Annotated in this window: 9 protein-coding genes; 6 read left to right on the forward strand and 3 right to left on the reverse strand. The window is 74.1% G+C overall.

Annotation, left to right across the window (positions count from 1 at the left end; genetic code table 11):
- Window positions 1-58: 58 nt before the first annotated feature.
- Window positions 59-1,177: a phosphoserine transaminase gene (gene serC, locus ACFC0Z_RS32965; RefSeq protein ID WP_376445869.1), complete on the reverse strand. Its 1,119-nt coding sequence runs from the start codon at window positions 1,175-1,177 to the stop codon at window positions 59-61.
- 51 nt (window positions 1,178-1,228) lie between these two features.
- On the opposite strand from serC, the gene ACFC0Z_RS32970 reads away from it, so the two are divergent.
- The 3 genes from ACFC0Z_RS32970 (at window position 1,229) to ACFC0Z_RS32980 (ending at window position 6,553) form a co-directional block, all read left to right on the forward strand.
- A complete protein-coding gene (locus ACFC0Z_RS32970) occupies window positions 1,229-4,006 on the forward strand; it encodes an FAD-binding and (Fe-S)-binding domain-containing protein (RefSeq protein WP_376445872.1) in 2,778 nt (925 codons plus the stop codon).
- Between the two features lie 105 nt (window positions 4,007-4,111).
- Complete coding sequence (locus ACFC0Z_RS32975; protein WP_376445875.1) at window positions 4,112-5,848, forward strand: FG-GAP repeat domain-containing protein; 1,737 nt, start codon at window positions 4,112-4,114, stop codon at window positions 5,846-5,848.
- Window positions 5,849-5,959: 111 nt separating this feature from the next.
- Entirely contained in the window at window positions 5,960-6,553 is a 594-nt protein-coding gene (locus ACFC0Z_RS32980; RefSeq protein ID WP_376445878.1) for a hypothetical protein, read from the forward strand.
- 54 nt (window positions 6,554-6,607) lie between these two features.
- On the opposite strand, the gene ACFC0Z_RS32985 is transcribed toward ACFC0Z_RS32980, so the two are convergent.
- Entirely contained in the window at window positions 6,608-7,465 is an 858-nt protein-coding gene (locus ACFC0Z_RS32985; RefSeq protein ID WP_376445881.1) for a LysR family transcriptional regulator, read from the reverse strand.
- 218 nt (window positions 7,466-7,683) lie between these two features.
- On the opposite strand from ACFC0Z_RS32985, the gene ACFC0Z_RS32990 reads away from it, so the two are divergent.
- From ACFC0Z_RS32990 to ACFC0Z_RS33000, 3 genes are all read left to right on the forward strand, one after another.
- Window positions 7,684-8,622: a DMT family transporter gene (locus tag ACFC0Z_RS32990; protein ID WP_376446094.1), complete on the forward strand. Its 939-nt coding sequence runs from the start codon at window positions 7,684-7,686 to the stop codon at window positions 8,620-8,622.
- 36 nt (window positions 8,623-8,658) lie between these two features.
- Window positions 8,659-9,039 (forward strand): VOC family protein, encoded by a 381-nt coding sequence (locus ACFC0Z_RS32995; protein ID WP_376445883.1) that lies wholly within the window; start codon window positions 8,659-8,661, stop codon window positions 9,037-9,039.
- Window positions 9,040-9,119: 80 nt separating this feature from the next.
- Entirely contained in the window at window positions 9,120-9,308 is a 189-nt protein-coding gene (locus ACFC0Z_RS33000) for a DUF1272 domain-containing protein (protein WP_376445886.1), read from the forward strand.
- 6 nt (window positions 9,309-9,314) lie between these two features.
- Here the strand turns inward: ACFC0Z_RS33000 and ACFC0Z_RS33005 are convergent, their stop codons facing one another.
- Window positions 9,315-11,876: an FtsX-like permease family protein gene (locus tag ACFC0Z_RS33005; protein WP_376445889.1), complete on the reverse strand. Its 2,562-nt coding sequence runs from the start codon at window positions 11,874-11,876 to the stop codon at window positions 9,315-9,317.
- Window positions 11,877-11,890 lie beyond the last annotated feature (14 nt).

Consider the following 11,890-nt stretch of genomic DNA (forward strand, 5'->3'; position numbering starts at 1 on the left):
AGGGCCCGGCACCGGTGAAGACCGGTGCCGGGCCCTTCGTACAGCCGTAAGTCCTCGGTCAGAGCTGGCCGATGACGTAGTCGATGCACGCCGTCAGCGCGCGGACGTCCGCCGGGTCGATCGCCGGGAACATCGCGATGCGCAGCTGGTTGCGGCCGAGCTTGCGGTACGGCTCGGTGTCGACGATGCCGTTGGCGCGCAGCACCTTGGCGACCGCCGCCGCGTCGACGTCGTCGGAGAAGTCGATCGTGCCGATGACCTGCGAGCGCTTCGCCGCGTCCGTCACGAACGGGGAGGCGTACTTGGACTCCTCGGCCCAGCCGTACAGCGCGTCCGAGGACTCCTTCGTCCGGGCCACGGCCCAGTCGAGACCGCCCTGGCCGTTGATCCACTTCAGCTGCTCGTTGAGCAGGAAGAGGGTCGACAGCGCGGGGGTGTTGTACGTCTGGTTCTTCAGCGAGTTGTCGATCGCCGTCGGCAGCGAGAAGAACTCGGGGATGTGCCGGCCGGACGCGTGGATGCTGTTCGCGCGCTCGATCGCGGCCGGGGAGAACGCCGCGAGCCACAGGCCGCCCTCGGCGGCGAAGGACTTCTGCGGGGCGAAGTAGTAGACGTCGGTCTCGGCGATGTCGACGGGCAGACCGCCGGCGCCGGAGGTCGCGTCGACCAGGACGAGCGCGCCCTCGTCGGCGCCCGCGACCCGCTTCAGCGGGGCGGCGACACCGGTCGAGGTCTCGTTGTGCGTGTACGCGTAGACGTCGACGCCCGCCTCGGCCACCGGCTCCGGGTGCGTGCCCGGGTCGGAGGAGATCACGGTCGGCTCGGCAAGCCAGGGAGCCAGCTTGGCGGCCTTCGCGAACTTGGAGGAGAACTCGCCGAAGGTGAGGTGCTGCGACTTGTTCTCGATCAGACCGTGGGTCGCGACGTCCCAGAAGGCGGTGGAGCCGCCGTTGCCCAGGATCACCTCGTAACCCTCGGGCAGGGAGAACAGGTCGGAGATGCCGGCACGTACCTCGCCGACCAGGTTCTTCACCGGAGCCTGGCGGTGGGACGTGCCGAGGAGGGAAGTGCCGGTCGCGGCCAGGGCGTCCAGCGCCTCCGTACGCACCTTGGAGGGGCCCGCGCCGAAACGGCCGTCGGCGGGCTTGATGTCAGCGGGAATCCGGATCTCAGCCACGAGGCGGAGAGTAGCGGGTCGGGGAGGGGCCGGTCGCCGGATGTCCGCACGATGAGACAAGATCTGAGCCATCCTGACGTTGTGGTAACAGACGAGAGAACGGCCGCGCACCTCGCCTCCGAGCTGCGGAAATCCGTCCGCGGGGAGGTCGATTTCTCCGTCGCGGCGCGGGCCCTGACGACGATGGACGCGTCCAACTACCGCCGTGTGCCCGTCGGTACGGTCGCGCCGCGCGACGCGGACGACGTCGCGGCGGTGCTGGCCGTGTGCCGCGCGCACGGCACGGTGCCGGTGGTCGCGCGGGGCGGCGGGACGTCCATCGGAGGGCAGGCGACGGGCACCGGCGTCGTGCTCGACCTCACACGGCACATGGCCGGGATCGTCTCCCTGGACCCGGAGGCGCGGACGGCGGTGGTCCGCCCGGGGCTGGTCCTCGACCGGTTGCGGGAGGCGGCGCGCCCGTACGGGCTGACCTTCGGCCCCGACCCGTCCACCCACGGCCGCTGCACCCTCGGCGGGATGATCGGCAACAACGCGTGCGGGGCGCACTCGGTCGCGTGGGGGACCACGGCGGACAACGTGCGCTCCCTCGACGTGGTGAGCTACCAGGGCGAGAGGTTGACGCTGGGGAGGGACGGGCAGGGCGCCCCGCCCGGCCTCCTCGACCTGGTCCACCGCAACCTGGGGGTGCTGAGGACCGGCTACCCGGCCGGGCTGCCCCGCCGGATCTCCGGGTACGCGCTGGACGCGCTGCTCCCCGAGCGGGGCGTCGACGTGGCCCGCTCCTTCTGCGGCAGCGAGGGCACGCTCGGGGTGGTCACGGAGGCGACGGTCCGACTCGTGCCGCTGCCGGCGGAACCGGTGCTCGTCGTCCTCGGGTACGCCGACGAGAGCGCGGCGGCGGACGCGGCGGCCGGCCTGCTGCCGTACGGGCCGCTGACGGTGGAGGGGATGGCGGCGGACCTGGTGCGTCGGGGCGGGGAGGGGCTTCCTCGTGGCGGCGCCTGGCTGTTCGTGGAGGTCGACGGCGCGGGAGCGGCCGCGGCCCTGGTGAGGGCGGCGGACGCGCTCGACGCGGTCGTGGTGAAGGACCCGGCCGGACAGCGGGCGCTCTGGCGGATCCGGGAGGACGCGGCGGGCACGGCGACCCGCATGCCGGACGGGACGGAGGCCTGGCCCGGCTGGGAGGACTGCGCGGTGCCGCCGGCCCGCCTCGGCGCGTACCTGCGCGAGTTCCGCGCGCTCCTGGCCGAATTCGGCCTCAGGGGAACCCCGTACGGGCACTTCGGCGACGGCTGCGTGCACGTGCGCATCGACTTCGACCTGTGGACGGGGAAGGGGGTACGGGACTTCCGCCGCTTCTCGGAGGCGGTGGCGGACCTCGTCGTCGCCCACGGCGGCTCGCTCTCCGGCGAACACGGCGACGGGCAGGCGCGGGCCGAGCTGCTCCCGAGGATGTACGGGGACGAGCTCGTCGCCCTGTTCGGCGCGGTGAAGGACGTCTGGGACCCGGACGGGGGCCTGAACCCGGGGATGCTGGTGCGGCCGAGGCGCCTGGACGAGGGGCTGCGGTTCGAGGGGCTGCCGCTGGTGGGAGTGGGGAGGGAGGCGGCGCGCTGCGTCGGCGTGGCGAAATGCCGTATGACGGGGCCGACTCCGGGGGTCATGTGCCCGTCCTACCGGGCGACGGGTGAGGAGAAGCACTCCACGCGGGGGCGGGCGCGGCTGCTGCACGAGATGGCGATCGGCGAGGTCGTCACGGACGGCTGGCGGTCGGAGGAGGTCCGGGAGGCCCTCGACCTGTGCCTGTCGTGCAAGGGGTGCCGGAGCGACTGCCCGGTGGGCGTCGACATGGCCGCGTACAAGGCGGAGTTCCTCGACCGCCACTACGCGGGCCCGTCCGGCTTCTGGCGCCGCCCGCGCTCCCACTGGTCGATGGGCGGCCTGCCGCGCTGGCTGGCGCTGTTCGGGAGGGGCGTGAACGCGGCGGCGCGGCTGCCGTTCGGCCTGGGCGCGCGGCTGGCGGGGGTGACGCCGGAGCGGGAGCTGCCGAGGGTGGCGGGCCGGACCTTCACGTCCTGGTTCGAGGACCGGAGCTCGTTCCGCCCCACACGGGCGACCCTGTGGCCGGACACGTTCACGAACCACCTGGCACCGGAGGTGGGGAGGGCGGCGGTACGGGTCCTGGAGGACGCGGGGGTGGGGGTGCGGCTGCCGGAGGGCCGGGTGTGCTGCGGGCTGACGTACGTGTCGACGGGAAGGCTGGCGGCGGCCCGCCGGGTCATGCGCCGCACACTGGACGTACTGGGCCCCTCGGAGGACCCGGTGATCGTCCTGGAACCCTCCTGCGCGGCGGCCCTCCGCACGGACCTGCCGGAACTCCTCCCCGACGACCCCCGCGCCGAACGCCTGGCCGGTCGCGTCGTCACCTTCGCGGAGGCCCTGGAGAACCTGGCCCCCGACTGGCGCCCGCCCCGCCTGGACCGCGAGGTCACCGGCCAGACCCACTGCCACCAGCACGCGGTCCTTGGCGACACCCCCGACCGCCGCCTCCGCGAACGCGCGGGCCTGACGGGCGCCCTGGCGGGCGGCTGCTGCGGCCTGGCGGGCAACTTCGGCTTCGAGCCCGGCCACTACGAGGTCTCGGTGACCTGCGCGGAAGACCGCCTCCTGCCGGCGCTCCGGGCGGCGGACCCGACGGCGGAGGTACTGGCGGACGGCTTCTCGTGCCGGACGCAGATCGGCGACCTGACCGACTACCGGGCCCGTCACCTTGCGGAACTGCTGGCAGAAGGGCTGGACAGGGGAACCGGACAGTCCGGATCTTGACTCCGGGCGCAGGATGGCCGACGATGCGCCGATCCGCGGCCACGGGGTGGGACCCCTTGCCGCACGTTCTTGTTCCGGGGGGAACGACTCTTGAGACTGCGAAACATGGGCCGTGCCACGGCGATGGCCGGAATGGCGGCACTGCTCGCCGCCGCCGGCGTGACGGCGGGGGCCGGACCCGCCACGGCGGCCGACGAGCTGCGGCTCGTGGGGTACGACGGGGTGACGGGGCCGGGCGGCGTGCCGCGCTTCTACCCGATCGTCGAATCGGGCTCGGGTGCCGGGGGGAAGATCGTCGTCGCGGTCGGTACGAAGCCGATGACGGACCCGGCGGGGGCGGGCGCGGGACTCCCTAAGGGATACACCCCCCAAGCCAACAGCTGCACCCTGGCTGCCGGGTACACCGGTGTGTTCGTCTGCGGCTGGCCGTTTGTCGCCGTACCCGACGCCCTCGTCCCGAAGGACGCCACGGACACCACCCTGTACTGGGGCTTCGCGCACACGCGGAGCGGCGACATCGCCGCCGCCGTGAAGGAGGCCCGCAGCGCGGCCGCCCTCCCGGCGGCGGGACATCGAGGCACGGGCAAGGTCGTGGTGAAGTCGGCCGCGTCCGCCGCCCTCAACAAGGTGGCCTTCGATCTGCCGTCCGTTCCGAAGGCGGGCACGGTCCGCCAGCGGCTCCGGGTCCACGCCGTGGACGCGGGCAAGCTCGCCCTGTCGTTCCGCCTCGCCGAGGGACAGCTGCGTGGCCCGAACGTGATCGACGTGCGTCTCGGCAAGCCGATCCCGGACGCCGGAGCCACGTGTAGGACGCCCGATGCTCAGCTCACCTGGGGAGCCGGAGCCAACCTGCTGTGCGAACTCGCCCCCGGCGATCACGTCATCAGCTACGAACTCACCAGCGCTCCGGGCCAGTACGCCCAGAAGTTCCAGGCCCTGAGCTCGTACGACCTCTACCCCAACACCCCCACCCCCTACGAGGCGAACGTCCGCCAGGTGAGCGCCGCGTTCACCGCCCAGGGCCTGGCCGTCAAGCCCTGGCACGGCCTCCACGCCCGTGGCGCCGACGGTCGCCTGTGGCAGTACGACGGTACGAGGAAGGCCGCCCCGCTCTTCCGGAGCCCGGCCGCCGTCGGCACCGGCTGGGGGACCTACACCGCCGTCACCTCGCTCTCCCCCTACCGGCAGGGCCCCTGGTACGCCTCGGACGTGAAGCCGTCCGCCGCCACCCGCGGCCTCGGCGACGTCGTCGGCCGTGACGCGTCCGGCGCCCTCTGGTACCACGACCGCCAGCTCGTCCGCGGCAAGCCCTACGCGCCCCGCGTCAGGGTCGGCGGCGGCTGGAACGTCTACGACCGGATCGACGGCGCCGGAGACGTGGACCGCAACGGGTACGTGGACCTGATCGCCCGGGACAAGGCCGGAGTCCTCTGGCTCTACAAGGGCACCGGAAGCTTCGGCTCGGCCCGCTTCAAGGCGCCCGTGCGGATCAGCGGCGGCTGGGGCGCGTACAACCAGCTGGCCGGCGGCGCCGACCTCACCGGCGACGGCCGCCCCGACCTCCTCGCGCGCGAGAAGACCGGCGCGCTGTGGCTGTACAAGGGCACGGGCAGCGGCACCGCCCCGTACACCACCACCCGCACGAGGGTCGGCGGCAGCTGGGGCGCGTACGACCAGATCGTCGTCACCGGCGACCTCACCGACAACGCCAAGGCCGACATCGTGGCCCGCGACCGCTCCGGCGTCCTGTGGCTGTACAAGGGCACGGGCGTCGCGACCGCACCGTTCACCTCGCCGACCCGCGTCGGCGGAGGCTGGAACACGTACAACCGCCTGTTCTGACGCCAGTCGCCTCCGACCGGACCGCTGCGGCGCCGGGACCGCCTCCGCCGTTGAGGTGATCCCGGCGCCGTTCCCGTGACGGGACCGGGCCCCCGGGCCGTTGGGCCGGGCATGCGCACTCTTACGACCGCGGCCGTCGCCGCCGCCGGAGCCGTCCTCGCCCTGGTCTCCGCCGCTCCCGTTCCCGCCGCCGTCCAGCGGCCCGCCGACACCCGGGCCGTCGTCGGGGTCGACGGCACCTGTCACGACGCCGAGGGCAGCTGGGCCTGCACGGTCGAGACGACCGTGCAGGACAGCAAGAAGACCTACGGGCGGGCGCGTGTGGAGGGCGAGGTGTTCGTGAACTGCACCCGCAACGCCGTCACGCGGACCCGCTCGCTCCAGTACGCCACCGCGGGCCAGGCGGACTTCGCCGCCGTCGAGCCCGCCGCCTCGGGCCGTACGCCCACGTCCTTCACCTGGACCAAGTACGACTACCGCGATGTCGCGGAGCGCGTCGAGGTCGGGGAGGTGTCCTGGGTCGAGGTCCAGGGGGTCACCGAGAAGGGCACCGCGTCCTTCCTCGTCCGTGACGAGAACGGCCGCGAGCAGCGGCTCACCGGGACCTTCGAGGGTCCGGCGGCCGGTCTCTCCGACCGGATCTACCAGCGCACCGGTCCGATGACCACCGCCGAGCAGCAGCGCTGCGCCTCCGCGCGCCCGTAGGACCGGTAGGACCGGTAGGACCGGTAGGACCAGCAGGGCCGGCGGGGGCGGTGTTCAGCCCCCGCTGACGATCTCCCGGGCCATGGCCACCAGCGCCTCCGTCGCCGGGTGGGCGAAGGCGTCGCGCCAGGCGAGGACGACCGGGAGCGGGGGTGCGTCGGGCAGGGGGCGGTAGGCGACGCCGGGGTGGGGGTGGAGCGCGGCGGTCGAGGCCGAGGAGACGCCGATGCCCCGGCCGGCCGCGATCGCCGTCAGCCAGTCGTCGGTGTTGGCGACGGTCAGCGTCGCCGCCGGGCGGGCGGTGACGGGCCACAGCGCGAGGGTGGTCGTGCCGGAGACGGTGTTGAGGACGACCGTCTCGGCGGTCAGTTCCGCGAGCGTCAGGCCGGGCCGCTCGGCGAGCGGGCTGTCGGCGGGGAGCGCCGCGACCCGGTCCTCCGTGGCGAGCTCCTCCGTGACGAGCCCGGGCGCGTCGACCGTGCCCCGGAGGAGGGCCGCGTCGACGTCGCCGCGCGCGAGTCCCGCCGTGCGGTCGTCGATCCGGAGGAGTTCGAGCGGGGTCTCGGGGTGCAGGCGCTGCCAGCGCCGGAGCAGCGGGGTCGTGTACGGGCCGAAGGCCGACCAGGCGTGCCCCAGGCGGAGGGGGCGGTGGCGGAGGCGGGCCGGGTCGACGGCGTCGTCGAAGGCGGCGAGCGCGGCGGCGGCCCGGTCGCGGAACGCGCGGCCCTCGGCGGTGAGGGCGAGGTGGTGGGTGGTGCGGTCGACGAGCCGCGCGCCGAGGTGCTGTTCGAGGGCGGCGAGCGTGCGGGAGACGGCGGGCTGGGTGAGGTGGAGCCGGGCTGCCGCCCTGGTCAGGCTGGGTTCTTCGGCGATGGCGAGAAAGCAGCGGAGGTGACGTAGCTCGATGCTCATGCGTTTGGAGCATAACCGCAGCTAAGTCGGCATTTCCGGCGCCGCGCGGTGGCTCGTAGCGTGGAAGGGCAGCCTGGCGGAATTCTTCCCTAGGTGCAGTGTGTTGTACTTGCAGTACGGTTTGTTGCTCTAGTGGGCGTGTGCGGAGAGTGGGGTCACCGGTGGGAAGCCCGGTCAAGGAGAGGCCGTCCGTTGCCTCGGTGGCAGTGGCAGGGGCGGTGGAGCCCGGGGCTCCGGCCGCCGCCCCGGCGACCTCCGGGGTCGCCGGGGTCGCCGCGCGCCTCCGGAACGGCGGGCGCCTCAAGAACGGCGGGCTCCTCGGGCCCGTCGCGCTCGTCGTCGCCGGCGGGCTCTCCGTCCAGTTCGGATCGGCCGTCGCCGTCCTCCTCATGCCCCGCGCCGGCGCGCTCGGCGTCGTCACCCTCCGGCTCGTGCTCGCCGCCCTCGTGCTGCTCGCCGTCTGCCGGCCCAAGGTCCGCGGCTACAGCCGCGCCGACTGGGGCACGGTCCTCGCCTTCGGCGCCGCCATGGCCGGGATGAACATCCTCTTCTACCAGGCCGTCGACCGGATCCCGCTGGGCGCCGCCGTGACCCTGGAGGTCCTCGGCCCGCTCGTCCTCTCCGTCGTGGCCTCCCGCCGGTTCGCGAACCTCCTCTGGGCCGGGCTCGCGCTCTGCGGGGTCGCCCTGCTCAGCGGCGGCGGCTTCGACCGGCTCGACCCGCTCGGCGCGGCCTTCGCGCTCGCGGCGGGCGCCATGTGGGCCGCGTACATCGTCTTCAGCGCGCGCACGGGCCGCCGCTTCCCGCAGGCCGACGGGCTCGCGCTCGCGATGGCCTTCGGCGCGGTGCTCAGCCTGCCGCTCGGCATCGCGGAGGCCGGCGACAAGCTCCTCGTACCGTCCACGGTCCTGCTCGGCCTCGGGGTGGCGCTGATGTCCTCCGTCCTGCCGTACACCCTGGAACTCCTCGCCCTGCGCCGCCTGCCCGCGCCGACCTTCGCGATCCTCATGAGCCTGGAACCGGCCATCGCGGCGGGCGCCGGCTTCCTCGTCCTCCACCAGGCCCTCTCGGCCACCGACGCGCTCGCGATCGCGCTGGTCATCGGGGCGAGCATGGGCGCGGTACGGATGCAGTCCCGGCGGGCGCGGCAGCCGTAGGGCGTTCGCAGGCCGGCCGGTCCCTAGGATGCGGCCATGATCGCCGAACTCCAGTGCCTCGTCCTCGACTGCCCCGCCCCGCGCGCGCTCGCCGGGTTCTACGCCTCCGTGCTCGGCGGCGAGGTCGACCGGCCCGACCCCCGCTGGTCCCTCGGCGACGCCTGGTCCACGCTGCACACCCCCGGCGGCCTCGTCCTCTGCTTCCAGGCCGTCGCCGACCACCGCCCGCCGACCTGGCCGGACCCGGAGCGCCCCCAGCAGTTCCACCTGGACTTCGAGGTAAGGGACCTGGACACGGCCCAGACCGACGTCCTCGCCCTCGGCGCGACCGTCCTCGACGAGGGCGACGGAAAGCGAAGCTGGCGGGTGTACGCGGACCCGGCCGGCCACCCGTTCTGCCTGGTCCGGCATCGGTGAACCCGTTCGTGGCCCGATCCTGATGATCTTTGGCATCCGGCCTGTTTCGGGGGTGCGGGGGCGGGGCCGAGGATGAGGGCATGGCTCTGGAAATGCGTGACCTCTGCGAACGTTGTGAGACCGCCGTCCTGACCGTGGACGGCCCCGCCCGGATCTGTACCTACGAGTGCACCTTCTGCGTGCCCTGTGCCGACGCGATGCACCACGTCTGTCCCAACTGCGGGGGCGAGCTCGTGGCGCGGCCGCGTCGGGGTGTCGTCACTGCCTAGCCCCCTCTACGTCGTCGCCTGGAGCGCGTCCACCACGGCCATCCGCCGTACGCGGCGGGCCGGCAGGCGGGAGGCCGCGATGCCGGTGAGGACGGTGGCGGCGAGGATGCCGGCGATCGTCAGGGCCGTACCGCCCGAGGCGGTGAGGATCTCCCAGGCCGACACCTTCGTCAGGACCGAGCGTGCGGCCAGCGTGCCGTACACGAGCCCGAGGAGGGTGCCCGCGAGGGCGCCCGAGAGGGCCAGGAGGACGGACTCCAGGGTGAGCATCCGGCGCAGCTGTTCGCCCGCGAGGCCGACCGCGCGGAGCATCCCGAACTCCCGGGTGCGTTCCTCGACGGTGAGCATCAGGGTGGCGGCGACGCCGAGCGCGGCGATCGCCATCGAGAAGCCGAGCAGCACGGTCACCACGAGCATCAGGCGGTCCATCGTGCCCCGGATGACGCGCGCGTCGGAGGCGGTGTCGGAGACCCGCAGTTCGGGGTGGTCGACGAGGGCTTGGTCGAGGGCGGCGCGGGCGGTGGTGTGGTCGGTGCCGGGGGACGGGTTGAGGACGACGCCGGTCGCGCCGTTCGTGGCCGCCGCGCGCGGGGCCAGGCGGTCGAAGGTGGCCGGGGTGACGTAGACGGTCGCGGTGGGGTGGAGGCCGATGGCCAGGGCGGACTGGTGGGACGTGAGGGTGAGGGTGGGGGTGTTCCCCGGGCCCTTGACGGTCAGGGGGCGCCCGCCCGTCAGGGTCAGTGCCTCCCCGTCCTTCAGTGCCCGCGCCTCCGGCACTCCCTCCGCCGTCGCGTTCAGCGTCGCCGGGTCGGCGGTCGCGATGACGGTCTTCTCGCCGTCGACGGTGAGGGTGGCCGTACGCACCGGGGTGACGGCCAGTTCCGGGCGGGCGCGCAGGGCCTCGACCGCGTCGGCCGGGATCGTGCCCGCCGGGATCGTGCCCGCCAGTGCGGTGCCCGCCGGTGCGGTGCCCCGCTCGCCGACCAGGGTGAACGCGCCCGGCATCCGGTTCGCGAGCATCGACTCCAGGCCGCCGCTGGTGACGCCGATCGCGGTGACGGCGGAGACGGCGACCGTCACGCCGACGAGCATCGCGGAGGCGGCGGCCCCGGTGCGGGCCGCGTTGGCGCGCAGCTGCTGGACGGCGAGCTTGCCGGGGGTGCCGAAGGGGCGCCGGAGCAGCGGCCCGAAGAGGCCGACGAGCGGCGGCAGCAGGTAGCGGGCGTACCGCAGGACGCCGAAGAACGTGAGGATCGAGCCGGCGGTCACGGCGAGCAGCGACATCGGCGAGCCGCCGGCCGCGCCGGCCGCGAGCAGCGCGCCGCCCGCGACGAGGAACAGTACCGAGACGGCCTCGCGGACGGCCCGGCTGCCGGGCTCGGGGAGCTTCGCCGCGCCGCTCGCGGAGAGCGCGGCGACCGGCGGGACGGCCGCGGCGGCCCGCGCGGGCTTGCGGACGGCCCACAGGGTGAGGAGGACGCCGAAGATCCCGGCCAGGATGAAGGTGAGGCGGCTCGGGAGGAGCGTGACCTCGATGGGGCCGAGGCCGCCGAGACCGTTGAGGAGCGCGGTGCCGAGGAGGCAGGCGCCCGCGCCGACGGCGAGTCCGCTCGCGGAGGCGAGCAGGCCGAGGAGCAGACCCTGGACGCGGATGATCTTGCGGACCTGTTCGCGGTCGGCGCCGACGCAGCGCAGCAGGGCGAGCTGGCGGGCGCGTTGGGCGAGCACGACGGAGAAGGTGTTGGTCACGACCATGCGGGCGACGGCCATGGCGATGAGGACGAAGGAGAGCGCGGCGGTGAGGACGACGGCGTACATCATCTTGGCGTCGGCCTTCGCGTTCTCGACCGCGCCCGCGTGGGTGTACGCGGCGACCTTGCCGCCGATCGCCTTCTTGGCGGCCTTCGCCGTGGCCAGGGCCTCGGTGCCGGGCCTCAGGTTCAGGTCGAGGTGCGTGGCGCGGACTCCTTTGGCGTACGTACGGGTCTCCCCGTACGGGACGCCGATCGCCGGCTGCGCGCCGAGGAGTTGCGACGCGGAGGTGTCGAGGAGGCCGGTGAGGCGGACGGTGGCGGTGCCGCCGGCCGCCTTCGTCAGCCGGATGGTGTCGCCGGGCTTCGCGCCGAGCCGCCGGGCGGTGTCGGTGTCGACGACGGCCTCGCCCCGGCCGGCCACGGGCCACTGACCGCTGTCGAGCCGCTGCCAGCGCAGGGCCGGGTCCGCGGCGACGGAGGTGACGAGGGCCCGGTCGTCGAGGGGCCGCCCGGAGGGCAGCAGGACGTTGGCGCGGCCGACGAGCCGCTCGCCCACCTCGACGACCCCGGGGACCCGGGCGGCCTTCCCGGCCGCGCCCGCCGGGAGCTCGCCCGTGTCGGGGGAGATCACCTGGACGGGGGCCGCGCCGACGTCGGCGGCGGCGGACTGCTCGTACGACTGGACGAGCGCTCCCGCGCCGCCGACGGACAGGACGAGGAAGGCGACGCCGACGGCGACGGCGGCGCCGGTGAGGACCAGCTGGCGCAGCTGGGACCGGAAGTCCTTGAGGGCGAAGGCGGGGAGTGACGACATGCCTCCACGCTAGG

The organism is Streptomyces sp. NPDC056144, from assembly GCF_042264145.1.
Lineage (GTDB): Bacteria > Actinomycetota > Actinomycetes > Streptomycetales > Streptomycetaceae > Streptomyces.

Bases quoted from the DNA above. Each gene is read 5' to 3' on its own strand.
- ACFC0Z_RS32970 (WP_376445872.1), top strand. From the start codon at position 1,229: ATGAGACAAGATCTGAGCCATCCTGACGTTGTGGTAACAGACGAGAGA.
- ACFC0Z_RS32975 (WP_376445875.1), top strand. From the start codon at position 4,112: ATGGGCCGTGCCACGGCGATGGCCGGAATGGCGGCACTGCTCGCCGCC.
- ACFC0Z_RS32980 (WP_376445878.1), top strand. From the start codon at position 5,960: ATGCGCACTCTTACGACCGCGGCCGTCGCCGCCGCCGGAGCCGTCCTC.
- ACFC0Z_RS32985 (WP_376445881.1), bottom strand. From the start codon at position 7,465: ATGAGCATCGAGCTACGTCACCTCCGCTGCTTTCTCGCCATCGCCGAA.
- ACFC0Z_RS32995 (WP_376445883.1), top strand. From the start codon at position 8,659: ATGATCGCCGAACTCCAGTGCCTCGTCCTCGACTGCCCCGCCCCGCGC.
- ACFC0Z_RS33000 (WP_376445886.1), top strand. From the start codon at position 9,120: ATGGCTCTGGAAATGCGTGACCTCTGCGAACGTTGTGAGACCGCCGTC.
- ACFC0Z_RS33005 (WP_376445889.1), bottom strand. From the start codon at position 11,876: ATGTCGTCACTCCCCGCCTTCGCCCTCAAGGACTTCCGGTCCCAGCTG.